The sequence below is a fragment of the Nostoc sp. WHI genome (genome assembly GCF_015714725.1).
Taxonomy (GTDB): domain Bacteria; phylum Cyanobacteriota; class Cyanobacteriia; order Cyanobacteriales; family Nostocaceae; genus Nostoc.
The window spans coordinates 1-23394 of the sequence record NZ_WBKM01000086.1 but is presented as its reverse complement, the minus strand read 5'-3'; the positions used below and the strand labels follow the sequence as shown (position 1 = coordinate 23394).

Genomic DNA, 23394 nt, shown 5'->3' with positions numbered 1-23394 from the left:
CCCCTGCTCCCTGCCCCCTGCTCCCCTGCTCCCAGTTTCTCAGCAAATCGATCCGGCGATCGCGGGTTTTTTGAATCTGTTGTTCGTAACGCCACCGGGCGATCGCTGCATGATTCCCAGAGAGCAAGATATCAGGCACTTTCAAACCGCGAAAATTGGCAGGACGAGTATATTGAGGATAGTCCAATAACCCGTCCTCAAAACTTTCTGCTGTGAGAGACTCCGTTTTGGCCACGGTTCCGGGTAATAGCCTGACTACGCCATTAATCAAAGCCATTGCTGGAATTTCCCCGCCAGTCAGAATAAAATCACCTAGAGATACTTCACGAGTCACCAAATGCAGTACCCTCTCATCCACCCCTTCGTAATGTCCGCAAATAACAACTAACTGGTCATAATTTGTCGTTAATTCTTTCAAAAGAGGTTGATTGATTGTTTGACCCTGTGGACTCATCAAAATTACTTCTCTTCTGGGCAGAATTGGTAGCGACTCCACAGCGGTAAAGATCGGTTCTGGCTTCATTAGCATCCCCACGCCGCCACCGTAGGGTTCATCATCTACCTTTCGGTGCTTGTCAGTGGTAAAGTCCCGTGGGTTAACCAGATGAACTTCGGCAATCTGTTTGGCTAAGGCTTTACCCAGCAACCCAGAATTGAGAACAGAGTTAAAACAGTCAGGAAAAAGCGTAACTATATCAAAGCGCACAGTTATTCGTATTCGAGGACACTAATCTTAAATTTGAATGTCTAGCAAACACCATCAAGCTAAGGTCGGGTCAAACTCCAGTTAAACTTTATCAATAGTATCTAAAACTACCAGACCTCTTGGATTTTAGATGGGATCAAAAGTTTTTCTAATTACTTACATTTATGTTTAAATGTTGTCACAACTACATTTAAATTAATAATCATATCAAGTTAACGACTTCCAGGATGCATCAAGCTAGCCTTAGAAAAAAGCGTAGTCTTAACTACTCGTCCCCACCCCTAGAGGGGAAATCTAGCCCCCTAACGACTATTTTGCCCTGCTGCAAGTGGACAGGTGAAAAACAAGGCACTGGCTTTGAAGAATGGGAACGAACACGTTTAAACTGAGGCAACGCGAGCGTTAAGCGAGAATTTGGAGAGTGGCTAACCCAGTTTCAAACTTAAAAAAAGTGTTCTCTCAAAAAAGCAAAGCCCAAAAATCATGGCTGCTACTGATCCTTGTTAAATTCACCTGAAGTTGTTGACAGGAAAAACACAATGCCGCAATTACAAGCTAAATCGCTAGAAATGAGGACACCCCAAGCAACTAAAACCGCCGTTCTGGTTATCGGAGGTGCAGAAGATAAAGTTCACGGGCGCGAAATCCTACGAACTTTTTTTGGACGTGCCGGTGCTAGTAAGGCTTATATTACAATTATTCCATCTGCCTCTCGCGAACCCGCCATCATCGGTGGTCGGTATATTCGGATTTTTGAAGAAATGGGTGCCCAGAAGGTAGAAATTTTAGACATCCGTGAACGGGAACAGTGTGAAGCCTCCCAGATCAAAGCATCCTTAGAAGCCTGTAGTGGGGTATTTTTGACAGGAGGAGACCAGCTGCGTCTTTGTGGCGTATTGGCAGATACGCCAGCAATGGAAATTATTCGGCAACGGGTGAGGGCAGGGCAACTTACGTTAGCAGGCACCAGTGCAGGAGCGGCAGTGATGGGGCATCATATGATTGCTGGCGGCGGTAGTGGAGAGTCGCCAAATCGTTCCCTAGTGGATATGGCAACGGGCTTGGGATTTATTCCTGAAGTAATCGTTGACCAACACTTTCACAACCGGAATCGGATGGGACGGTTGATTAGTGCGATCGCCGCTCATCCCGATCGCTTAGGTATTGGCATTGACGAAGATACTTGTGCAGTGTTTGAACGCGATGGTTGGCTACAAGTTATGGGTAAAGGCAGTGTTACAATTGTTGATCCAACTGAAGCCACCCACACCAACGAACCCCATGTCGGTGCTGACGAACCCCTAACCATGCATAATTTACGTCTCCATATCCTCAGCTACGGCGATCGCTTCCACTTGTACCAACGGACTGTATTGCCTGCTGTACACCGAATCTCCAGCTGACGGCATAGAGTATCTGAGGTTAGACTGAGTTGACCGTTTATTTATTTCTTGTCGTAGAAAGATGAGAACACTATGTAAAAAGAAAAAACTGTTTGTAATGAACAGTTTAGCGGTCAATTTCAGTAAGAAACTATAATTTTGGTTCCGAATCTCCATCTACCTATTCCCATGAGAATCCTCAAGATCCAGACCTTACGCGGCCCAAACTATTGGAGCATTCGACGCCACAAGCTGATCGTCATGCGCCTCGATTTAGAAACTCTTGCCGAGACGCCCTCGAATGAAATCCCTGGCTTTTATGAAGGATTAGTTGAGGCGCTGCCGAGTCTGGAGGGTCACTATTGTTCTCCTGGCTGTCGTGGTGGTTTTTTGATGCGAGTGAAAGAAGGCACGATGATCGGCCACATTGTGGAACACGTAGCCTTAGAACTTCAGGAATTAGCTGGTATGCATGTCGGCTTTGGTCGCACCCGCGAAACTGCCACACCCGGAATTTACCAAGTAGTGATCGAGTACCTGAATGAGGAAGCGGGGCGTTACGCTGGACGAGCAGCAGTTAGGCTGTGCCAGAGTATCGTTGATCGAGGCCGTTATCCCAAGGCAGAACTAGACCAAGATATCCAAGACCTGAAAGACTTCAGTCGTGATGCTTCCTTAGGCCCTTCAACCGAAGCGATCGTCAAAGAAGCAGAAAAAAGAGGTATTCCCTGGATGTCTCTAGAAGCCCGCTTTTTGATTCAGATGGGTTACGGCGTGAATCAGAAGCGGATGCAGGCAACAATGACGGACAACACCAGCATTCTCGGCGTAGAACTAGCTTGCGATAAAGAAGCCACTAAACGCATCCTAGCTGCTGCTGGTGCGCCAGTACCCAGAGGGACAGTAATCAACTTCTTAGACGATTTGGAACAAGCCATTGAATACGTTGGCGGCTATCCCATCGTCATCAAGCCACTGGATGGCAATCATGGACGTGGGATCACCATTGATATCAGAACTTGGGAAGAAGCTGAAGCAGGCTATGAAGCTGCCAGACAAGTTTCTCGGTCAATTATTGTCGAAAGATATTATGTTGGGCGCGACCACAGGGTACTAGTGGTAAATGGCAAATTAGTAGCAGTTGCCGAACGCGTCCCGGCTCATGTCATTGGCAATGGCAGATCCACGATCGCCGAACTGATTGAGGAAACAAACCTTGACCCAAATCGCGGTGAAGGACACGATAACGTCCTAACCAAGATTGAATTAGACCGCACTAGCTACCAACTCTTAGAAAGACAAGGCCACACCCTAAATAGCGTGCCACCCAAAGGCACTATTTGTTATCTCAGGGCAACAGCAAACTTAAGTACAGGCGGTAGTGCCGTAGACCGTACCGATGAAATCCACCCAGAAAATCTGTGGTTGGCACAACGGGTAGTCAAGATTATCGGTTTGGATATTGCTGGCTTGGATATCGTCACCACGGATATTAGCCGTCCTCTACGGGAAGTGGATGGCGTAATTGTTGAAGTTAACGCCGCTCCCGGCTTCCGAATGCACGTCGCCCCAAGCGTTGGCATTCCGCGCAACGTCGCCGGCGCAGTCATGGATATGCTGTTCCCCAACGAACAATCTAGCCAAATTCCAATCCTTAGCATCACGGGGACGAATGGCAAAACCACTACTACCCGACTACTAGCACATATTTATAAACAAACTGGCAAGGTAGTAGGTTATACGACTACAGATGGAACTTACATCGGTGATTACTTAGTAGAAGCTGGCGATAACACAGGCCCCCAAAGTGCCCACGTTATCCTCCAAGATCCCACAGTGGAAGTAGCCGTACTGGAAACGGCTCGCGGTGGCATTCTCCGCTCTGGATTGGGCTTTGAAGCAGCAAATGTGGGGGTGGTATTGAATGTAGCCTCAGACCATTTAGGAATAGGCGATATAGATACCATTGAGCAGTTAGCTAACCTGAAGAGTGTAGTAGCGGAAGCTGTATTCCCTGATGGCTACGCAGTACTTAACGCCGACGATCGCCGCGTCGCTGCCATGTCAGAAAAAACTAAGGCGAATATTGCTTACTTCACCATGAACCCCGACTCGGAATTAGTGCGGAAGCACATCCAAAAGGGCGGAGTAGCGGCAGTGTATGAAAATGGCTATTTGTCAATTGTTAAAGGTGATTGGACACACCGCATAGAAAGAGCAGAAAATATACCTTTAACAATGGGCGGACGTGCACCGTTTATGATTGCCAACGCTTTAGCCGCAAGTTTGGCAGCATTTGTGCAAAACGTCACAATTGAGCAGATTCGGGCTGGTTTGAAGACCTTCCGGGCTTCAGTTAGTCAAACGCCGGGACGGATGAATTTGTTTAATTTAGGCAACTACCACGCTTTGGTAGATTATGCCCACAACGCAGCCAGTTACGAAGCTGTAGGTTCCTTTGTGCGAAACTGGACTACAGGACAACGGATTGGTGTAATTGGTGGGCCAGGCGATCGCCGCGACGAAGACTTTGTTACCTTGGGCAAATTAGCAGCACAAATTTTTGACTACATCATCATCAAAGAAGACGATGACTCGCGGGGACGCCTATCCGGTTCAGCCACCCAGTTGATTATTCAAGGCATCACCCAAGTTAAGCCTGATAGCCGCTATGAATCAATTTTAGATGAAACCCAAGCGATAAATAAAGGCTTAGATATGGCTCCCGATAACAGTCTGGTGGTAATTTTGCCAGAAAGTGTTACTCGCGCTATCAACTTAATTAAGCTGCGTGGGTTAGCGAAGGAAGAGACACACCTACAAAATCCTGGCACGACTATTGTAGATTCCCAAAATGGGATCACGCCTTCTTCTGTTGTTAATACCTTGCAGTAATGAAGAGTGCTGTTAGCAGTAGCGGGGCGTTCAGCCCGTGCTGAGTATGTCAAAAGGAGCCAGCGTACTGCCTCCCCCTGACTTCTTTAATTACTGTTTTTCTTCTTCCTGATTGGTTTCCTCGCTGGGAGCTTTCATCTCCTCCTTAAAACCTCGTAAGGTTTTGCCCAGTGCAGTTCCCAGTTCGGGAATTTTTTTAGGGCCAAAAATTAGAATAGCGACTATGGCAACTACAGCTATTTCTGGCCATCCTAGTCCAAACATATAAATTTCCTCTAAGGCATCTGTAATTAAATATAGACATTGATGGCTCAAATCCAATGAATCCGCCATTGATAAGCGCTCAACCCTATTGCAGAAACAGGATATAAATAAATTTAATAGAAATAGGTAATTTCTAAAAACTTTTTGCAAAGCAACCTAGCATCATCGCTTTATTGTTGTTTCTAGTCAATCTAATTGCTGCTTCATACTTATGATGGTTGACTCAGAGCAGACTGACTTGTGTATAGTCATCTTCATGCACCTATCAAAGGCGGGATCATGGGACGCACTGAATCACAAAACTTTGAATAAAGTTCATAATACCCATGACAGAACTTAGTAAAAAGGAGATCATCTGTGATTAAGAGTTTTGGATATGCAGCCCAAAGTGCAACTACACCACTGGGCTTGTTTACTTTCGAGCGGCGAGAGCTAAACCCGCACGATGTACAAATCGATATCCTTTACTGTGGCGTGTGTCACTCGGATTTGCATACAGTCCGTAACGAGTGGCAGAACAGCGTTTACCCTGTCGTACCTGGACATGAGATCGTTGGTCGTGTAGTGAAGATTGGTGAGCAGGTTTCCAACTTCAAGGTAGGCGAGGCTGTGGGCGTTGGTTGTATGGTCGATTCGTGCCGCACCTGTCCAAACTGCCGTAAGGGTTTCCAACAGTACTGTGATAACGAAATTATCTTCACCTACAACAGCCCAGAGAAGCAGACCGGGAAAATAACTTATGGTGGCTATTCAAACCAGATAGTCGTAGATGAAAATTACGTGCTACGCGTTTCCGAAAAGCTGGATCTCGCTAGCGTCGCACCTCTCTTGTGCGCGGGGATCACGACATACTCGCCCTTGCGTTACTGGAAAGTTGGCAAAGGCGATAAGGTTGGTATTGTCGGGCTTGGTGGGTTGGGACACATGGGGCTAAAATTTGCCCACGCTTTTGGTGCTTACACTGTGTTGTTCACAACGTCGTCAGGTAAGACCGAAGACGCCAAGCGTCTCGGAGCCGATGAGGTTGTCATTTCAAAAAACAGCGATGAGATGAACAAGCATATTAACAGCTTCGACTTCATTCTCAGCACGGTTTCGGTATCGCACAACCTGGACGCTTACACTGAATTGCTTAAGCGTGGTGGTACGCTCTGCTTGGTTGGTGTACCGGAACATCCGCATCCATCACCCAGCATCGCTAACTTGATTTTTAAGCGCCGAGAAATTGCCGGTTCGTTGATCGGCGGGATTCAGGAGACGCAAGAAATGCTCGACTTCTGTGCTGAACACAATATCGTTTGTGACATCGAACTCATCCCGATTCAGCAGGTTAACCAAGCATACGAGCGTATGCTAAAAAGTGACGTCAAGTACCGCTTTGTAATTGATATTGCATCGCTTAAAGAAGAATAACAATACGGTTCGGTTAAGGCAAGAGACGCGATAAATCGCCGTCTCTACAATAATCAATCTTTCGTCGTGACGGCGATTTATCGGGTCTTTCCGATCTAGAATTTTTATCAAAAAACTTTAACCGAACCGTATTGGAACCGCTATAGTAATTATTTGGTTAATGATTCGCGCAACTAACTTGCCATTGGATTGGTGATTGGCAAATCTAACCAATCACTCAATTCATGAGCTAGCCATTCTACTTCCGCTTCAGATTTAATAGCACCACTAATACCGCCAAGTTGATATTTTTTTACTCCTACCCAAATATCTATTTGTGGTGGAACGGCAGTTCTAGTCCCTTCAGAGTCTTTAGTAAAATGTTTTGGAATGTAAACCAGCTTAGTGATACTTTGTCTGGGTGATGGACGGGGACGATGAAATTTCCAATGAAACAGCTCCCAGGTTAAGGTAATTTGTTCGGAATTCAGGCGTAAGCAGATGCGTCCAAACAAATTAAAGAGAAGTTTATACACCATGAGAAAGCCAGCGCCCCAAAAGGGAAGTGAGAACAAGGCAAAGGGGATGTTGACAGGAAAAGGCGCTGATAGTGCGCCAATTGTCCAAAAAAGGATAAATGAATTCCAGACGATCGCAAATAAACCTGTCAATACTCCTGTCAATACTATTGATGGTTCCAAACCTGCCGATGGCACAATAATTTCTAGAGAATCCCAATTTTTGGTTAGTTGAATCTTACTTCCATCTGGTTTGTCAACTACCAAAGTAGGTAAGTTTGTCGGTTGTGGTTTCTCTAAAGCTGCGATCGCCACAACCACAGAACTAAAACGCCGTTCTAAAATAGGTTCAATCATCAACCTTAGCCAATTGCTAAAGCTGGGACTGACATTAGCCGCTTGTTCAAACTGAATCCGAAAATCTTTTTGAGGTAAATCGGCTGGGTAAATACCCGTCATTAAATAAATTAAGGTTGCACCTAAACTATAAAGGTCAGATGCCGCAACAGTGCGTCCACCAAACTGCTCTGGTGGCATATAGCCATAGGTTCCTACCACAGTTCTTGTCCCGGTTTCTGTGGCGAGGACAGTCTGCACTGAGCCAAAATCTACCAAATAAATTTGACCGATACTATTACCAGAGCGATCGCCCAATAAAATATTGCTAGGCTTAATATCACGGTGGATCACAGGCGGATACAGCCCATGTAGATAAATGAGAATCTCTAAAAGTGCTTTGGCTATCTGTTTGACTTCTGCTTCTGTAAAAGTCCGCCCAGTTTGTAAGTATTGCTCTAAGGTTTTTGCTGGAATATAAGTTTGTACCAGGGCAAATCCTTTAATGGTTGGTAAATTTACCTCAAAATAGTTTAAATAGCGAGGAATTAAGGGATGTGCTAAGTTTTTTAAGGTTTCAGCTTCCCGTTCAAATAGCTTGAGTGAATCCCATTCAAAATCACTACCAAAAGAGAGTAACTTGATGACAACTAATTCTTGAGTTTCCAAGTCACGAGCTAACAGCGTCCGCCGCCCAGCTTTTTTTCCTAATAGCTGCTGAATTTCGTAGCGTAGACGCCCAGCGTCTTGTCCTCGGACATCGCCTAATATTTCGCCAATCATTATCGTTTCTTATAACGCTACATCTGAAAAGTTTTCATAGCTTATGGCTTTTCGATTTGGCAAACCGATATCTTTAGTATAATTGCGTAGTTATTTATATGCCTTCCCAACTTTGGCCTTATATTACCCCTGGTATTCCCGATGAATTGTTTGAGCATTTGCCAGGAATTCCCTTCAGCCAGCGAGAAGTTCGGCTGTTATTGATTGCCCAATTGCGACTAAACCCCGATTCAGTATTATGGGACATTGGTGCAGGGACAGGGACAATTCCGGTAGAGGTGGGATTATTGTGTCCAGGCGGACAGATTATTGCTGTGGAACGGGATGAAGAAGTAGCTAATCTGATCAAGCGGAACTGCGATCGCTTTGAGGTAAAGAACGTCGAAGTAATTGAAGGTAATGCCCCAGAGTGTTTACATGACCTCAAAGTTCCGCCTCACCGCGTTTGTATTGAGGGAGGACGCCCCATTCAAGAAATTCTGCAAGCAGCGTGGCATTATTTACCGCCATCAGGTCGGATTGTAGCCACAGCTGCTAATCTAGAAAGTCTGTATGCTATTTCCCAGAGCTTTTCCCTTTTGAGGGCTAGGAATATCGAAGTTGTCCAGTCTGCGGTAAACCGATTGGAGACACGCGGCTTTTCTCAAACCTTCACCGCCGTTGATCCCATTTTTATCCTCAGTGGTGAGAAACTAGACTGAATCAAAAAGATTTTAGATTTTAGATTTTAGATTTTAGATTGGGGATTTAGGTCATAGTTCATAACAAACTAAGCCACAATTACCAATCCCTAATCTCGAATACCTAATCTCTAATCCAAAATCCAAAATCCAAAATCCAAAATACTTTTATGCCCTGGTCTCGGATTATTAGTGGAATTATTGCGATCGCTCTTGCTCTTTCTGTCACCCTTTTGGGGGGTTGGTACTTTACGATCATGTTTGCGATCGTGGTCTTTTTGGGTCAACAAGAATATTTTAATTTGGTGCGATCCAGAGGCATCGCTCCCGCCGCTAAAACTACAATGTTTGCTAGCCAAGTTTTGCTGGTGATTTGTACGCTAGATGGCAGTTTAGCTGATGCTGTAATGCCAATAGCTGGCACACTTATTTGTTTTTACCTGCTGTTTCAACCCAAATTTGCCACGATCGCGGATATTTCCGCTTCTATAATGGGGCTATTTTACGTAGGTTATTTGCCGAGTTACTGGGTGCGGTTGCGAGCGATCGATAATACTGCTTTTATCAATCTCCCTTTCGGAGGTTACTGGCCTCCAACCTGGACAGATTTCTGGGAAAAAGCAAATGCTCACTCTTTACCACAAGGTTTGACAGCAACACTGCTAACTTTTTTGTGTATTTGGGCAGCCGATATTGGCGCTTATACTATTGGCAAATTCTTTGGAAAAACCCGTTTGTCTGATATTAGCCCTAAAAAAACCGTAGAAGGTGCTGTCTTTGGCATTACCTCAAGTGTTGCCGTAGCTTTAGCAGGAGCCTATTATCTACACTTGCCTAGATTTCCCTTCACTGGTTTAGCATTGGGTTTGATGATTGGCATTGCTAGTCTTTTGGGGGATCTTACCGAGTCTATGCTCAAGCGGGATGCTGGAGTCAAAGATTCTGGACAGTTAATCCCTGGCCACGGGGGTATTTTAGACCGTACCGATAGTTATATTTTCACAGCTCCTTTGGTTTACTATTTCGTAACACTATTGTTGCCGCTACTATAAGTTATTGGGCAAAAACAGTTCCGTTAGCGGTAGCGGGGCGTTTAGCCCGTTCTGAGTTAAGAGTGCTGAGTAAAAAAGTAAAATTCCCTACTCAGTACTCTTAACTCAGCACTCTTGAGGGGCATTGGGGATCAGTCTTTAATACTCGCTGACTAGTCTTTGAGCTTTGTGAATGAACCTTTGAACTTTGTGGATGAACCTTTGAACTTTGTGGATGAACCTTTGAACTTTGTGGATGAGTATCATCTCGTTCCTAGTCTCTGACTAGGAATGCCTAATAGGAGGCTCCGCCTCTTAACTTGCGGCAGAGCCGCAATGAGGAGCATTTCCAGCCAGAGGCTGGAAACGAGGTTTTAAGAGAGTTTTAGCTTAAGTTAATAGGACTTACGCACTGTACAAACGAATCATCTTGTGTATCAACGTAAATACGTCGTTTCAGCCTTTTACAAATCATCCTTTGTTGTTTGCGATCGCTTATTGAAAACACAAAAATCAAGCTCAAAGCGCTGGATATCAAACCTCCTATTTTGACTCTTCTGTCAATGCGTAAGTTATAGTTAATACTAATGCCCTGCCTGTCCCCACTCTTGTTTCGAGAGACGCCATATCATTTAAAATAGGGTATAAGTCTTTTTTAATCCGTCATTATCAAGGGTTAACGTTAATCCGCCCACGACACACTAGCTTGCCTGGGATTAGCGTTAGTTCTTGGATATCAACATCTGAGCCAAGATCCAGGTTGTATTCATGATTGTCCTCTAACATATCTCCCTGGTCTGGCTTGATTTGGATATGTGCCAGTTGCAACTCATGACCATTGATTAACTGTGAGCTTAGACAAATCTCTAAAGGCGTTGTTTCACTATTGGTTACTCTCATCCCTCGCAGTATAATTTGGTTGTTATCAAGGATAATTTCTTGCCAACTAATTGGTTGTGACTTTGGGCAATGTATTGGTAAAACCTTAACCAGTAAATCGCTCAAAGCAGTCGATAATAAATCAGATGAGAGAGAAGCATTGATATCTTTCTCGTCTAAAAGTAAATCGGCAACCACTGGTACTGTTTTCAATAGCCGTAAGGGCTGTCCCTTGAGTACGGAGCCGATGTTTATCTGAATATTTTCTGCGATTAATTTAATTTCTGTAATCAGGAGACCTTGATAAACTGCATGAGTAGCAAAAATAGATACCGAAGGGATACGCCCAGAGAGAATTTGGCGATCGCTCGCTTTAATCTCCACTTCTAATTTAGATATTTGGCTGACTTGCGCTCTCAACCAAAGCTTTAGTGCTGTTGTGAGTACCTGCGTAATTATGCGGATCTTATTTGCATTTGTTGTTTGGGGATTTTGCTCTGGCATCTAACCAATCTGTTTAGGAGTATTTGCTTAATAACCGAATAGAACTTAAACAAGTCTTAAATGTAACATTTATGCCTACTCCCTATAAAATGCAAATATCATTTAATTATTAACAGCAAATAAGCAATTTCCACATGGAGGCACGGTTACAAAAAATTCTCGCTCAATGGGGTATTGCCTCACGTCGTGAAGCCGAAGAAATGATTAGGCACTCACGGGTGCGGATCAATGGGGAATTGGCATATTTAGGTCAAAAAGTTGATCCCCAAAAAGATGCGATCGCTATTGATGGTAAACCCGTATCCGAAAAGCACCGTCCGGCTTTAATATATCTATTGCTACATAAACCATCGGGAGTGGTTTCGACTTGCTCCGACCCTTACCAAAGACCAACAGTTCTGGATCTGTTACCGCAAGAATTACGAGAGGGTTCAGGTATTCACCCAGTTGGGCGTTTAGATGCAGACTCTACAGGAGCGTTAATCCTGACAAATGACGGAGAACTGACATTTGGACTAACCCATCCCCGCCACAGTATTTCCAAGACATATCGTGTTTTGGTCAAAGGGCATCCTCCAGAAGCAGTACTACAAATGTGGTGTCGGGGTGTGATGTTGGAGGGGAGAAAAACCAGGACTGCTAAGGTACATCTAATAGAACGTTGTGCCGAACAAAGCTGTTTAGAAATAGTGTTGCAGGAGGGAAGAAATCGCCAAATTCGCCGTATAGCCCAACAGTTAGGATACCCAGTAATCAAGCTGCATCGGACTGCTATCGGCTCAATTCAATTACAAACTCCAAAAGAACCCTTTTTGTCAGAGGGTAAATATCGTTCCCTCAAAGATCATGAGATTCACTTTTTGCAAGAGCAAATAACGCAACCTAATTATTGATTCCGCGGAGTTAAGGAGTATCAAAAGGCATGAAATGGCCAACAAAGAAGAATAATCATCAGCCATCACTTTTATTAGAGCAACAACGATCTGAAAAGTTGGCAGAATTAGGCGCTAAACTTTGTGCGTTGCGTCAAGAACAGGGTCTATCTCTAGAGCAAGTGGTTGTATTAACCAGAATTCCTCGGCGACTATTGGAGGCGATCGAAGCAGGTAATTTAAACGATCTGCCAGAACCAATTTATATTCAGGGTTTGCTCAGGCAATTTGCCGAAGTACTAGGCTTGAATGGAGTAGAATTTTCTGGCACTTTTCCGGTCAATTCTGCACGAATAAACCCCCAAGGTATAGGAAATTTTTCACCCCTTAATCAACTACGTCCGATTCATCTTTACTTTCTTTACATATTACTAATCGTATGCTCTGTAAATGGCTTATCTTATTTATTAAATAATGCTGTACTACAAGCAAGTAATAACCAAAATCAGCCATACCCAAGAAAAAAATCCGTTGTTAAATCAGAACTAGTCCAACCAAAAGAGTCACTAAAAGTTCAACCAGTTAGCGATCGCCTTAGCGAACTCCAACAGGAAAAGACTGTACAAATTGGTGTAACTTTGAAAGCTTCATCTTGGATTCGCGTAGTAGCCGATGGCAAAACCGAGTTTGAGGGTATTCTCCCAGAGGGAACTCACCGAATTTGGAAAGCCCAGGAACAGTTAACAGTGAAAACTGATAATGCTGGTGGTGTGTTGATGAGCGTCAATCAAGAGAAAGCCAAGGAAATGGGAGAGCCGGGGAAAGAGGAAGAAATTAGGATTGCTGCCAAGCCCAAGTCTTAGGGAGTAATGAGTGCTGAGTGCTGAGTGACGAGTGAGGAGTTAGGAGTTAGGAGTTAGGAGTGCTGAGTGCTGAGTGCTGAGTGAGGAGTGAGGAGTGCTGAGTGAGGAGTAATGAGTAATGAGTGGGTTTTTTCTTAACGTGTCGCGGAAGTCCCCACCTTCTCTGCGAGACGCTAACGCGAACAATGTACTCATAATGTGGGGATTGTGAGCGGGGGGAGAGTAGGGCATAAGCGGATTGTGTTTTTGCTGACGCAAAAAAACAATCCGCTTATGTATGACGAAACGCCAAAATTTTCTGATAGAATTATCGGGTCTTGACCATCAATGCTGTAAGCGAAAACCAAGCTAGATAGGTAAGTGTTGCAAGACAAAGATTTGGGTCTTGGGAACCAGGACTCCTGCCCTTGGAGGGAATGTCAGACTTTCTGGTACTACGAAGTCCTAAAGGCTGTTCCCGATGAATTGGGAAGCCCCGTCCGTCTTAGGGCGGGGTAGTTCACTACTTCATTACTCAGGACTCGTTACTCAGGACTGCTTGGGGGCGCGTCCATTAAGTGTGGTAAGAACTTTCAAGCGATCGCCTAATTCCTCTGTCAACGCTGCTGTTTCATAGCGCCACTCCCAGTTACCCTCAGCAATACTGGGAAAATTCATCCGCGCTTCGTTTCCTAATCCCAAAACATCTTGCAAGGGAATAATGGCTTGGTTGGCTATGGAACTCAAAGCTAGGCGAATTAAATCCCAGTGGATGCCATCAGGACTGATAGAACCTAAATAAAGCAACAGGTTTTGCTTTTCATTGTCGTTAGCCGTGTTGAACCAGCCTACAGTGGTGTCATTATCGTGAGTCCCAGTATAAACTACAGCATTTCTTGGGTAATTGAATGGTAAAAAAGGATTACCTGGATCAGAGCCAAAGGCAAACTGTAAAACTTTCATCCCAGGAAATTCAAACTTGTCTCGTAGTGCTTCTACTCCTGGCGTAATTACCCCCAAATCTTCAGCCAAGACAGGTAACTTGCCCAACTTCTGTTTGATCACTTCAAAAAAAGCGTCTCCAGGTGCTTCCACCCATTCGCCATTAATGGCAGTTTCTTCGCCTTGGGGCACAGACCAATAAGCCTCGAAGCCTCGGAAGTGGTCAATGCGAATTATATCTACATAATCCAGCATTGCCTCAAAGCGTTGTACCCACCATTTAAAGTCTTGTTTTTGCAATTCCTCCCAGTTATAAACCGGGTTTCCCCACAATTGACCGGTGGCGCTGAAGTAATCTGGTGGAACTCCTGCCATTTGGGCAGCAACTCCAGTCTCTTCGTTTAGGCGAAAAATGTCGGGATGCGCCCACACGTCTGCACTATCGTGAGATACGTAAATGGGGATATCGCCGATAATGTCAATGCCGCGCATATTGGCGTAACTTTTCAGGTCTGACCACTGGCTGAAAAACTCAAATTGGATGAACTTGTAATAAAAAATCTCTCCATTGAGTCGATGTTGTACTTGATCCAATGCTTGTGGATCACGCTTGACAATTTCAGGCTCCCATGTATGCCAGCTTGCATTCTCGTTAGCATCTTTCAGCGCCATAAATAAGGCGTAATTATCTAGCCAATAGGCTTTGCTATCGCAAAAACCTGCAAACTCTTTCTGCTGGATAGGTGTAGCATTCGCTCTAAAATTTTCACAGGCTTTTTTTAGTAGCCCAATCTTAATCAGCGCAACCTGCTCAAAATCTACCTTTTCCACCGGAAATACTGGTAAATTAGCAAAGTCTTCTTCGGCTAGCAAACCCTCATCTAACAGTTTTTCTGGGCTAATCAGCAAGGGATTTCCCGCCATTGCCGAGTAGCACATATACGGAGAATTACCGTATCCAGTGGGGCCCAAGGGTAAAACTTGCCAATATTGTTGATAGGTTTCTTTGAGAAAATCAATAAAGCGATAGGCTTCTAAGCCTAAATCGCCAATGCCAAATCGACTGGGAAAGGAAGTAGGATGCAGCAAAATACCACTGGATCTAGGAAAAGGCATATTTAACCTGAATTATGAAAGGAAGCGATCGCATCGAATCTATCACGGAACAGCATTAGCAAGGTAAACTCATTTTGTTTGTCATTAGTCATTAGTCATTTGTGAACAACCAATGACTAATGACCAATGACCAATGACCAATGACTAATAACTATGACTTACCGAAATCCTGCTCCGACAGTTGATATCATCATTGAACTAGTAGATCGACCTCATCGGCCAATAGTGTTAATTGAAAGACAAAATCTACCCTTAGGTTGGGCTATTCCTGGTGGTTTTGTGGATTATGGCGAAGCGGTGGAAGTGGCAGCGCGGCGAGAAGCTGAGGAAGAAACGGGTTTACAGGTGGAATTAGTTGAACAATTATTGGTGTATTCTGACCCCAATCGCGATCGCCGTCAACATACGATTAGTATTGTGTTTTTGGCGACGGCTACGGGTGAACCTGTGGCGGGAGATGATGCCAAGGGTGTAGGGATTTTTGAGTCTTGGTGTGTGCCTGGTAATTTATGTTTTGACCACGATCGCATTTTGCGGGATTATTGGCAATATCGGCATTATGGGATACGTCCGAGGTTGGGCTAGAGGGACAAACCGCAAAGTGTCAAAGCCAAGATTCTAAAGCTAAGGCTTACACCTGTTGTATCCTTTGAAAATCGCTGTCTCCTGAGATAACGGTGAGGTTATAGTGCTAGGAGGTACATCACTAAAATTCAGCCGGGGAACGGGTTTCGTAAACACGCTGCAAGCACTCCTCAAAGTCATCCCCTTGCCAGGTTCCGGCAAATTTTAGCAAGTCTTCTGCTTTAGAGCCTCTAATAATTGGTGTTGCTTCCTGTATTTCCGGTTTCGTTTTATGAGTGGAAGCATGATCATTTTTTTCTGTTGGCAGGTCAAGAGATATTTTCTCGGTTCCTGGTTTTGTCTTGAGAAAACGCAAAAAATCTAGTGTTTCAGCTAGTAGAACATCTGACGACGATTCAATTTCTTGGAGCAGTAGTTCTTTAATATTCATCCTACGTTTATTGATAAATGATGTTTTGCAGTCTGTCGTAACAGTATTATACGAATGCGATCGCGATGCTGACTTGATGGCATTATGGGATACGTCCGAGGTTGGGGTAAGAGGGACGAACCTCTGGCATAAATAATTTTTTGTCTCACGCAGAGGCGCAGAGGAAGAGGGGGAGAGTAATACCTGTGGCACAAAGTTTTTGTGATTATACTGTGTCAGTGGTATTTAAAGGTGCATTATGGACGCTGAGGAACTTTTAGAGAAATACGCCGCAGGTCAACGGGATTTTCGTTCAGTAAATTTGAGTCAAGAAAATCTCAAAGGTGCAGACCTCAGTGAGATAGACCTAACTAGTGCAAATTTGACTGGAGTTGATTTAAGTGGAGCGAACTTAACCCAAGCGAAACTTAATAGTACAAATTTTACTAAAGCGTCTCTAACAGATACAAAGTTGAATTTGGTAAGTGCTCCTTCAGCAATATTTTATTGGACAGACCTCAATGGTGCTGACTTAAGTCGATCAACTTTGAACAGCGCAAATTTGAATCATGCAAACTTAGAACAGGCAAACCTGACAGATGTAAACCGAAGTAGTGCAAAATTAATTTATGCAAACTTAGATACGGCGAATTTAAGTGGAGCAAATCTTAGTAGTGCAGACCTGACTGCGGCTTCGCTAGCTGAAGCTAATCTCAGTAAAGCTAATCTAACTAAGGCAGATTTGAGTCAGGCGTACTTAATTGGATCAAACTTAACTCTGGCAAACTTAACTGAGGCAATATTGCAAAGTGCCAAACTCCAAGGAAGTATATTTCATAGAGCGAATCTCCACCAAGTTGATCTTTCAGGCATGAATTTGGCTGATATAGATTTTACAGCAGCATCTCTTCAAAGTACAAACCTTACAAAAGCATTACTCCAAAGAGCGAATTTAGAAAAAGCCAATCTGCGATGGGCAAATTTAACCAAGGCAAATTTAGATGGAGCAAATTTGAGAAGGGTTGATTTAACTGAGGCAAATATCTATGGGGCAACTTTTAAAAATGCTGACCTAACTGGTGCGATAATGCCAGATGGAGAAGTCTACAAGCCGATCGCAGCTGAAGCAGAAATCGGTAAACAGGAAATATCGTTAGAGAAAGTAATATCTATGACTCGTCAAGTAATTCGTACTGATAACGCACCCGCTCCAGTCGGCCCTTATAATCAAGCGATCGCAGCTTCTGGTCAATTTGTATTCGTAGCTGGACAAATTGCCATCGATCCCCGCCTTGGTGATGTCGTTTACACTGATGATGTCAAAAAGCAAACTGAGCAAGTAATAGCTAACCTTGAAGCCATTCTCACAGCAGCCGGTGCGACTTTCCAAGATGTCGTAAAAACCACTGTATTTTTAGCTGATATGAATGATTTTGCGGCGATGAATGCCGTATATGCTAAATATTTCCCAGAAGATACAGCTCCAGCGCGGGCTTGTGTTCAGGTATCGCGCTTACCTAAAGATGTGTTAGTAGAAATTGATGCGATCGCTGTAATTAGTGGTTAGTGTCAGGATGGATTATTTTAATCCAGCTTCCTTAGTACTATTTGGGTAAAGCTGATTTTAAAGAATACGGATAAATCATGAACATTAAACTCAAACTTGAACATGAGCAATTTATCCAAGCCCAAATTGCTAGTGGCAAATTTACAAATGCAGATGAAGTAATTGATGTAGCATTTCAACTACTAGAAAAATTGAATTCTGAGTATGTCCAATGGGTAGAAGAAACTCGGCAAAAAGTTGATGTTGCAATTGCCGAAATTGAACGAGGGGAAGTTTTGGACGGCGAAACTGTGGTGATACAGATCCTCGAAAAATTCCAAAAGGCGCGTGAGGTTTAGGAATGAGTGGCTATGTAATCTCACTATCTGCAAGCCGCGACTTAAATGAAATTAGTGATTACTTTTTAATCCGAAACCTAGAAGCAGGAGAAAAACTATAAAAAACGTATCAATGAGCAAAATCTTAACGGTTACATTTGATGGTTTAGTTTTACGATGCAAATTCCATATTCCTACTCTAAAAACTCTATCACTTCTTTTAGCACATCGGCTATATGTGGCTTTTCGCAAGCAATTACGTTGTCGAAAAGATGTTTATGGTGCGGGAAGCTAGGCAAGTTAGGAAAGTGTGGTGTACTGTCATAACGAAAAATTAGACTATTTTGCTCATCTTGAAAGTGATAACGGTAATCGATATATATAATCTGATTATCTACAATAACAAAGGCTTCACTGACTGCTAGTAAATATTTGAGATCGAAACGTATCCTAATGCGGAGATTAGCTCTCTCTGTCGTTAAAATTACTGCACCATATTCCTCAACGTATGTGTTAGAGCAGTTAAGTAAAAGTTGCTCAATTTCATCTAAATAGGCTTGGATAACTTTACGCGACATCTCTAAGTTTGCTCTTTATATCTTGGTGTAGAGCTAGATAATGTTGGTAATTTGCTGCCCACTCAACAAACACTTCATCATCAGAAGTTTCGCCTTGGCTATATTTGGCAAAAAATTCTTCTGAATTCATTTGGTACTTTATTTCATAGGTATTTAACTGTTTGGTAAGAGCAATCAGCGCATCTAGTGGAGATGTATATTCGATGATTTGTTTACGCATTAATTTCTGCATTCAGTTTCATTAGTTTATCCTAAAAACTTTCATCACTTCAAGGCTCGTCAGGCTTAGGAATGAGTGGGAATGTAAAGCCGTTCTTTCGTTTATTGTAAAATGCAGATAAAACTTTCTTAATCACCTCTCAACAAACGCGATCGCTTCTACAACTTTGGGAATACTGAAGTCAAGGAACCTAAAGGAGTATTAAAAATGGCAGAAAATCGCATCAGTGCCAGCCTAGCCCCAGCAGACAAAGAAGCAGTCATGCAAGCGATCGCTACAATTAAACAAAAGTTACCATTTTTGATTGATTTGACTACCGAAGACCGACGCACCATAATCAAAATGGGAGATAAAAGTCGGGCTTTTGTCACCAAAGCCTTAGAAGTAGCGACACAGAACCCGGAATTTTTACCTCGTTCTTTTGATTTAGAAGAGATGCGCCGAGATTTAGGGATATTTGAGGACTTGTATCCGGTGCTATTGTCTCTGACGCAACTACAAGAACTGGTAGATGATACCTGTATAGCTGCTGGTAGTGAAGCTTATGTAGCAGCCTTGGCAATTTACAACTATGCCAAAGCTAGCGGTGATGTCACAGGTTTAGATGCAGTCATTGATGAGATGGGACGCAGGTTTACCCGCCGTTCCAAGAAAAAGAAACCCGAAGCCGCAGCCAGCTAAAGCATAAAATAGGCGATGCCTGCGGCGGGCTGCACCTACGCATCTGTTATTAATTTAGGTAGAATAGGTGTTTTTTGTAGGGGCATAACATTGTTATGCCCCTTTCGCGTTTTGTATCCCAAAATTCTTGTAACCTGCGGAGGCAGGTTTTGTTTGTGTAGCCGCAATTTTTAATCGCCAAGGCATCTTTGAGCCTTTGAGCCTAAGAGTTCAATACGGTTCGGTTAAGATCCCCCCGCCTGTGGCGACCCCCTTAAAAAGGGGGTAAAAGAGAGGGTTGTAAGCCCCCCTTTTTAAGGGGGGTTGGGGGGATCTCCGAGGAATGAACACGTTAACCGAACCGTATTGCCTGACACTTGAGCCTCTGAGCCTGACACTTGAGCCTCTGAGCCTGACACTTGAGCCTCTGAGCCTGGAAGTTGAGCCTTTGAGCCTGGAAGTTGAGCCTCTGAGCCTGGAAGTTGAGCCTCTGAGCCTGGAAGTTGAGCCTCTGAGCCTGGAAGTTGAGCCTTTGAGCCTGACGATTGAGCCTTTGAGCCTGAAAGTTGAGCCTTTGAGCCTAAAACTAGAAGTTTATCTAAATAAATTATTAAATTTACTGGTGGTTTTCAGTAAAAATATAATAAAATCTTGTTGAAATATATTAACTCAGTATATCTACCAGCGTCATACAACAGCTATGAGCAATACCTCTGGATTTTCAGTCAGCAAACCTGTTGCATTATGGAATAAACCTATTAAGGCTGACTTTAAAGAACTATTTAAATCACTAGGCAAAGGTGCGATAGATGGAGTCTTGGGTAAGTGGGAAGAGGTAGCCAAAGATGCTGTAGAAGCTACAGCAGCACTAGGTTTAGCAACAGCACCAGAGGAAGTTGCTTGGTTACTGATTTACCGTTCTTTGGTACAAGCAATAGTGAGTTTAGTAGAAGGAAATCAAGAATTACTGTTTGCAGAACCAAACAAGAGTGATCTTGACCTATTGTGCGATGACCTCAATCATGCCTTAGAAAGTATAGAATTGCGTATTGACCAAGATTTTTTTAGCCGTCCCAAAGATTTGCCCATTCTGGAAGCGATTAAAACTGCTTTTGCCGACTGGTTAAAATACTTTCGCGTCAATCAAGCCCAGGCACTAACAATTAGTCATCGTCTTCCTACCTATTTTGTGTATGCTTTACATGAAGAGTGGGCAAAACATCCAGAAAAATATGCTTGTTTAAAAGAAGAACTGGATACCCCCTTTACTCAAGCCAATGAACGGGAACAGTCATGGCAGCGTTATTTAGCTTGGCTACAAAAACAGGTTGAAGAACCGATGCTTTTAGAAGCCTTTGGTTTAAAACAGGTTTATGTTCCCTTACACGCTTACTATAAGCAGAAAGTTGAGGGTGAAAAGTTAGAAGAATTTGAAGGCCGAATGAGAGAAGATGAGAAATATCAGCGAGTTGTTCTTGACTTAGAAACTGAACTAGAAGCTTGGTTAGAAAAAGGCGAGCACAATGATGCCATTAGAGTGATTAGTGGTGGCCCAGGAAGTGGTAAATCTTCCTTTGCCAAAATCTTTGCCGCTAACCAAGCAGAAAAAGGGAAAATTCCGGTTTTATTTATACCTTTGCACCATTTTGAACCCTCCGATGACTTAGTTGATGCAGTTGGTAAGTTTGTGCGAGACGATGGCTTTCTTAAACATAATCCGCTAGATAAAGATAAGGCTGATTCCCGCTTACTGATTATCTTCGATGGTTTAGATGAGCTTGCCATGCAGGGCAAAATTGCCACTGAAACTGCTCAACAATTTGTATATGAAGTCCAAAGAAAAGTAGAGCGGTTTAATAGGCCTGAAACTTGCTTACAAGTATTAATCAGTGGACGAGAATTGGTAGTGCAAGCAAATAGTAGCGACTTTCGCCAACCACAGCATATCTTGCATATCTTGCCTTATTTTGTTACTAAATCTGAGAGAACGAATTACATTGATGATCAACACTTGTTGCAGCAAGATCAACGTCAGATTTGGTGGCAGAAATACGGCAATGCTAGCGGACGGGGATATGATTGCTTACCATCAGAGTTAAACCAAGATAACCTTACAGAAATTACTGCCCAACCCTTGCTTAATTACCTTGTAGCATTGAGTTTTGACCAGCAAAAGAAATTTCCTACAGACGGCAACTTGAATGCAATTTATGCAAATTTGCTCACAGCAGTTTATCAGCGCGGTTGGGCTGGTTATCAACATCCGGCTATTCAGGGAATTGAGGAAAAAGACTTTGTTCGCATCCTCGAAGAAATTGCTTTAGCTTCCTGGCATGGAGATGGACGAACAACAACAGTCAGAGAGATTGAAGCCCATTGTGAACACAGTAGTTTAAAGAGTCTTTTAGAGAAGTTTCAGGAAAGTGCAAAATTAGGCGTAACTCGTCTTTTGACTGCCTTTTATTTTCGTGAGAGTGGAGTTAAGGAACAGGAAAAAACTTTTGAATTTACTCACAAAAGTTTTGGTGAATATTTGACAGCAAAACGCATTGTGCGAGAAGTTAGACTCATTCATAAAAAGCTGAAGGATCGCCAGAATGATCCAGATGATGGATGGGATGAACGCGAGGCTTTAAAAAGGTGGGCAATTCTGTGCGGTGCATCCCCTATGGATGAATACCTTTTTAAGTTTGTTGCGAATGAAATGTGTTTACAGAATCAATCGGATGTTGGTAATTGGCAGCAGACATTATGCCATCTGATTGGTTTTATGTTGCGTCATGGAATGCCGATGGAACGCTTGACTCCCAGACCTGATTTTCAAGAAGAAAATAAACAAGCACGAAATGCAGAAGAAGCGTTGTTAGCTGTCTTAAATGCTTGCGCTAGAGTGACAAAGACAGTTTCAAAGATTAAATGGCATACTCCTGAAGCTGAAGCTTTCGGTATCTGGATTTCCCGCTTACAAGGACAAAGAATCGATAGTGATGTGTTTTGCTTGAATTGCCTAAGTTTTTTGGATTTGCAAGATTGCGTTTTAGTTTTGAAGGATTTTTATCAGGCGAATCTTGAACGGGCGAATCTTGAACGGGCGAATCTTGTACTGGCGAATCTTGTACGGGCGAATCTTGTACGGGCGAATCTTGTACGGGCGAATCTTGAACGGGCGAATCTTGAACGGGCGATTCTTGAAGGGGCGATTCTTGAAGGGGCGAATCTTCAAGGGGCGAATCTTAAAGGGGCGATTCTTGAGTGCCGAAACTTTTACCCACAAATTTTGGGAGTGAAGATTTAGCAGACTCATAACAAAATTCAGATTCAGGCTCCAATGAGTTACCTGCATCAGAGTAGACCACAATAGGGCGGCTGTTACAATACCCACCTATAATTGCTTAAAAATACAAAGCGATCGCTTTTACAACTGTGTCCTTCTCATGAGATGCTGTAGGCGATCGCTCAACCTAAGTGTATAAAAATATTAAGCGATCGCCTTTAAAATTATGCCGTTTTCATGACAAGGCCGAAGTCCCAGTTAGCTAAAGTCTGAAATAGGCGATTACATCTGTTGTAAATTTGGTAAAATACACGTAATTTCTAGGGGCATAACATTGTTTATGTCCTTTTTGCGTCTTAAATCCAAAAATTTTTAAAACCCGTGTAGGCAAGTTTTGTCTGTGTAGCTGCAACTTTTAGTCGCTAAAGCATTTTTGAGCCTCAGAAGGTCAACGTCGAGCCTCAGAAGGTCAACATTGAGCCTCAGAAGGTCAACATTGAGCCTCAGAAGGTCAACATTGAGCCTCAGAAGGTCAACATTGAGCCTCAGAAGGTCAACATTGAGCCTCAGAAGGTCAACATTGAGCCTCAGAAGGTCAACGTCGAGCCTCAGAAGGTCAACGTCGAGCCTCAGAAGGTCAAC

At 43.4% G+C, this 23394-nt stretch carries 22 protein-coding genes; 13 read left to right on the top strand and 9 right to left on the bottom strand.

All coding sequences use genetic code 11. The annotated features are described in order from the left end of the window. Positions 1-706, bottom strand: a 706-nt coding sequence (gene trmD, locus F8S12_RS08750) for a tRNA (guanosine(37)-N1)-methyltransferase TrmD (protein ID WP_196515915.1), incomplete at its 3' end; no start/stop codon positions are given. A gap of 539 nt (positions 707-1245) precedes the next feature. Between trmD and F8S12_RS08745 the strand changes: the two genes are divergently transcribed. Together F8S12_RS08745 and cphA are read left to right on the top strand one after the other, a co-directional pair. Continuing rightward, positions 1246-2109, top strand: coding sequence for a cyanophycinase (locus F8S12_RS08745; RefSeq protein WP_196515914.1), 864 nt, complete (start codon positions 1246-1248; stop codon positions 2107-2109). Between the two features lie 168 nt (positions 2110-2277). Then, positions 2278-4983: a cyanophycin synthetase gene (gene cphA, locus F8S12_RS08740; RefSeq protein WP_196515919.1), complete on the top strand. Its 2706-nt coding sequence runs from the start codon at positions 2278-2280 to the stop codon at positions 4981-4983. Positions 4984-5073: 90 nt separating this feature from the next. Here cphA and F8S12_RS08735 read toward each other — a convergent pair whose 3' ends face one another. Continuing rightward, on the bottom strand, positions 5074-5247 hold the full coding sequence (locus tag F8S12_RS08735) for a Sec-independent protein translocase subunit TatA/TatB (protein ID WP_196515918.1): 174 nt from the start codon (positions 5245-5247) through the stop codon (positions 5074-5076). Positions 5248-5604: 357 nt separating this feature from the next. Here F8S12_RS08735 and F8S12_RS08730 point away from each other — a divergent pair, with 357 nt between their 5' ends. Continuing rightward, positions 5605-6660, top strand: a complete 1056-nt coding sequence (locus tag F8S12_RS08730) for an NAD(P)-dependent alcohol dehydrogenase (RefSeq protein WP_331001371.1) — start codon at positions 5605-5607, stop codon at positions 6658-6660. A 173-nt stretch (positions 6661-6833) separates the two neighbouring features. Here the strand turns inward: F8S12_RS08730 and F8S12_RS08725 are convergent, their stop codons facing one another. Continuing rightward, entirely contained in the window at positions 6834-8276 is a 1443-nt protein-coding gene (locus tag F8S12_RS08725; protein ID WP_196515913.1) for a serine/threonine protein kinase, read from the bottom strand. Positions 8277-8374: 98 nt separating this feature from the next. On the opposite strand from F8S12_RS08725, the gene cbiT reads away from it, so the two are divergent. After that, entirely contained in the window at positions 8375-8977 is a 603-nt protein-coding gene (cbiT, locus tag F8S12_RS08720) for a precorrin-6Y C5,15-methyltransferase subunit CbiT (RefSeq protein WP_196515912.1), read from the top strand. A 149-nt stretch (positions 8978-9126) separates the two neighbouring features. After that, positions 9127-10008, top strand: coding sequence for a phosphatidate cytidylyltransferase (locus F8S12_RS08715; protein WP_196515911.1), 882 nt, complete (start codon positions 9127-9129; stop codon positions 10006-10008). A 648-nt stretch (positions 10009-10656) separates the two neighbouring features. Here the strand turns inward: F8S12_RS08715 and F8S12_RS08710 are convergent. Next, positions 10657-11370, bottom strand: a complete 714-nt coding sequence (locus F8S12_RS08710; RefSeq protein ID WP_196515910.1) for an LmeA family phospholipid-binding protein — start codon at positions 11368-11370, stop codon at positions 10657-10659. 134 nt (positions 11371-11504) lie between these two features. On the opposite strand from F8S12_RS08710, the gene F8S12_RS08705 reads away from it, so the two are divergent. Together F8S12_RS08705 and F8S12_RS08700 are read left to right on the top strand one after the other, a co-directional pair. Then, on the top strand, positions 11505-12263 hold the full coding sequence (locus F8S12_RS08705) for a pseudouridine synthase (RefSeq protein ID WP_196515909.1): 759 nt from the start codon (positions 11505-11507) through the stop codon (positions 12261-12263). 29 nt (positions 12264-12292) lie between these two features. Continuing rightward, entirely contained in the window at positions 12293-13105 is an 813-nt protein-coding gene (locus F8S12_RS08700) for a helix-turn-helix domain-containing protein (RefSeq protein ID WP_196515908.1), read from the top strand. Between the two features lie 528 nt (positions 13106-13633). Here the strand turns inward: F8S12_RS08700 and malQ are convergent. Further along, complete coding sequence (gene malQ, locus F8S12_RS08695) at positions 13634-15142, bottom strand: 4-alpha-glucanotransferase (protein ID WP_196515907.1); 1509 nt, start codon at positions 15140-15142, stop codon at positions 13634-13636. A 153-nt stretch (positions 15143-15295) separates the two neighbouring features. Between malQ and F8S12_RS08690 the strand changes: the two genes are divergently transcribed. Then, positions 15296-15727: an NUDIX domain-containing protein gene (locus tag F8S12_RS08690; RefSeq protein ID WP_196515906.1), complete on the top strand. Its 432-nt coding sequence runs from the start codon at positions 15296-15298 to the stop codon at positions 15725-15727. 121 nt (positions 15728-15848) lie between these two features. Here the strand turns inward: F8S12_RS08690 and F8S12_RS08685 are convergent, their stop codons facing one another. Next, positions 15849-16157 (bottom strand): hypothetical protein, encoded by a 309-nt coding sequence (locus F8S12_RS08685; protein ID WP_196515905.1) that lies wholly within the window; start codon positions 16155-16157, stop codon positions 15849-15851. Between the two features lie 238 nt (positions 16158-16395). Between F8S12_RS08685 and F8S12_RS41970 the strand changes: the two genes are divergently transcribed. Both F8S12_RS41970 and F8S12_RS08675 read left to right on the top strand, forming a co-directional pair. Beyond that, positions 16396-17703: a Rid family detoxifying hydrolase gene (locus F8S12_RS41970; RefSeq protein WP_196515904.1), complete on the top strand. Its 1308-nt coding sequence runs from the start codon at positions 16396-16398 to the stop codon at positions 17701-17703. A 77-nt stretch (positions 17704-17780) separates the two neighbouring features. After that, positions 17781-18041, top strand: a complete 261-nt coding sequence (locus F8S12_RS08675) for a ribbon-helix-helix domain-containing protein (RefSeq protein ID WP_196515903.1) — start codon at positions 17781-17783, stop codon at positions 18039-18041. 173 nt (positions 18042-18214) lie between these two features. Here the strand turns inward: F8S12_RS08675 and tumE are convergent, their stop codons facing one another. Further along, a complete protein-coding gene (tumE, locus tag F8S12_RS08670) occupies positions 18215-18598 on the bottom strand; it encodes a toxin TumE (protein WP_196515902.1) in 384 nt (127 codons plus the stop codon). Beyond that, entirely contained in the window at positions 18588-18830 is a 243-nt protein-coding gene (tumA, locus tag F8S12_RS08665) for an antitoxin TumA (protein ID WP_442946791.1), read from the bottom strand. The genes tumE and tumA overlap by 11 nt, the downstream gene beginning before the upstream one ends. A 195-nt stretch (positions 18831-19025) precedes the next feature. Between tumA and F8S12_RS08660 the strand changes: the two genes are divergently transcribed. The 3 genes from F8S12_RS08660 to F8S12_RS08650 all read left to right on the top strand — a co-directional run bounded on the left by F8S12_RS08660 (position 19026) and on the right by F8S12_RS08650 (position 22773). Further along, the gene (locus F8S12_RS08660) at positions 19026-19499 is read left to right on the top strand and encodes a hypothetical protein (RefSeq protein ID WP_196515901.1); all 474 of its coding nucleotides are present in this window, start codon (positions 19026-19028) and stop codon (positions 19497-19499) included. A 322-nt stretch (positions 19500-19821) separates the two neighbouring features. After that, positions 19822-20136 carry a hypothetical protein gene (locus F8S12_RS08655; RefSeq protein WP_196515900.1) on the top strand — a complete coding sequence of 105 codons (315 nt, stop codon included), beginning with the start codon at positions 19822-19824 and terminating at the stop codon, positions 20134-20136. Positions 20137-20178: 42 nt separating this feature from the next. Next, a complete protein-coding gene (locus F8S12_RS08650) occupies positions 20179-22773 on the top strand; it encodes an NACHT domain-containing protein (protein ID WP_196515899.1) in 2595 nt (864 codons plus the stop codon). Between the two features lie 351 nt (positions 22774-23124). Here F8S12_RS08650 and F8S12_RS08645 read toward each other — a convergent pair. Further along, positions 23125-23394: hypothetical protein (locus tag F8S12_RS08645; protein ID WP_196515898.1), on the bottom strand; the 270-nt coding region annotated here is incomplete at its 5' end.

What these genes read in the sequence shown, in the direction of transcription:
- cbiT (WP_196515912.1), top strand. Translation starts at nt 8,375, where the DNA reads ATGCCTTCCCAACTTTGGCCTTATATTACCCCTGGTATTCCCGATGAA.
- F8S12_RS08685 (WP_196515905.1), bottom strand. Translation starts at nt 16,157, where the DNA reads ATGAATATTAAAGAACTACTGCTCCAAGAAATTGAATCGTCGTCAGAT.
- F8S12_RS08690 (WP_196515906.1), top strand. Translation starts at nt 15,296, where the DNA reads ATGACTTACCGAAATCCTGCTCCGACAGTTGATATCATCATTGAACTA.
- F8S12_RS08705 (WP_196515909.1), top strand. Translation starts at nt 11,505, where the DNA reads ATGGAGGCACGGTTACAAAAAATTCTCGCTCAATGGGGTATTGCCTCA.
- tumE (WP_196515902.1), bottom strand. Translation starts at nt 18,598, where the DNA reads ATGTCGCGTAAAGTTATCCAAGCCTATTTAGATGAAATTGAGCAACTT.
- F8S12_RS08655 (WP_196515900.1), top strand. Translation starts at nt 19,822, where the DNA reads ATGAACACGTTAACCGAACCGTATTGCCTGACACTTGAGCCTCTGAGC.
- F8S12_RS08710 (WP_196515910.1), bottom strand. Translation starts at nt 11,370, where the DNA reads ATGCCAGAGCAAAATCCCCAAACAACAAATGCAAATAAGATCCGCATA.
- F8S12_RS08660 (WP_196515901.1), top strand. Translation starts at nt 19,026, where the DNA reads ATGGCAGAAAATCGCATCAGTGCCAGCCTAGCCCCAGCAGACAAAGAA.
- tumA (WP_442946791.1), bottom strand. Translation starts at nt 18,830, where the DNA reads ATGCAGAAATTAATGCGTAAACAAATCATCGAATATACATCTCCACTA.
- F8S12_RS08700 (WP_196515908.1), top strand. Translation starts at nt 12,293, where the DNA reads ATGAAATGGCCAACAAAGAAGAATAATCATCAGCCATCACTTTTATTA.
- F8S12_RS08745 (WP_196515914.1), top strand. Translation starts at nt 1,246, where the DNA reads ATGCCGCAATTACAAGCTAAATCGCTAGAAATGAGGACACCCCAAGCA.
- malQ (WP_196515907.1), bottom strand. Translation starts at nt 15,142, where the DNA reads ATGCCTTTTCCTAGATCCAGTGGTATTTTGCTGCATCCTACTTCCTTT.
- F8S12_RS08675 (WP_196515903.1), top strand. Translation starts at nt 17,781, where the DNA reads ATGAACATTAAACTCAAACTTGAACATGAGCAATTTATCCAAGCCCAA.
- F8S12_RS08650 (WP_196515899.1), top strand. Translation starts at nt 20,179, where the DNA reads ATGAGCAATACCTCTGGATTTTCAGTCAGCAAACCTGTTGCATTATGG.
- F8S12_RS08735 (WP_196515918.1), bottom strand. Translation starts at nt 5,247, where the DNA reads ATGTTTGGACTAGGATGGCCAGAAATAGCTGTAGTTGCCATAGTCGCT.
- F8S12_RS41970 (WP_196515904.1), top strand. Translation starts at nt 16,396, where the DNA reads ATGGACGCTGAGGAACTTTTAGAGAAATACGCCGCAGGTCAACGGGAT.
- F8S12_RS08715 (WP_196515911.1), top strand. Translation starts at nt 9,127, where the DNA reads ATGCCCTGGTCTCGGATTATTAGTGGAATTATTGCGATCGCTCTTGCT.
- cphA (WP_196515919.1), top strand. Translation starts at nt 2,278, where the DNA reads ATGAGAATCCTCAAGATCCAGACCTTACGCGGCCCAAACTATTGGAGC.
- F8S12_RS08725 (WP_196515913.1), bottom strand. Translation starts at nt 8,276, where the DNA reads ATGATTGGCGAAATATTAGGCGATGTCCGAGGACAAGACGCTGGGCGT.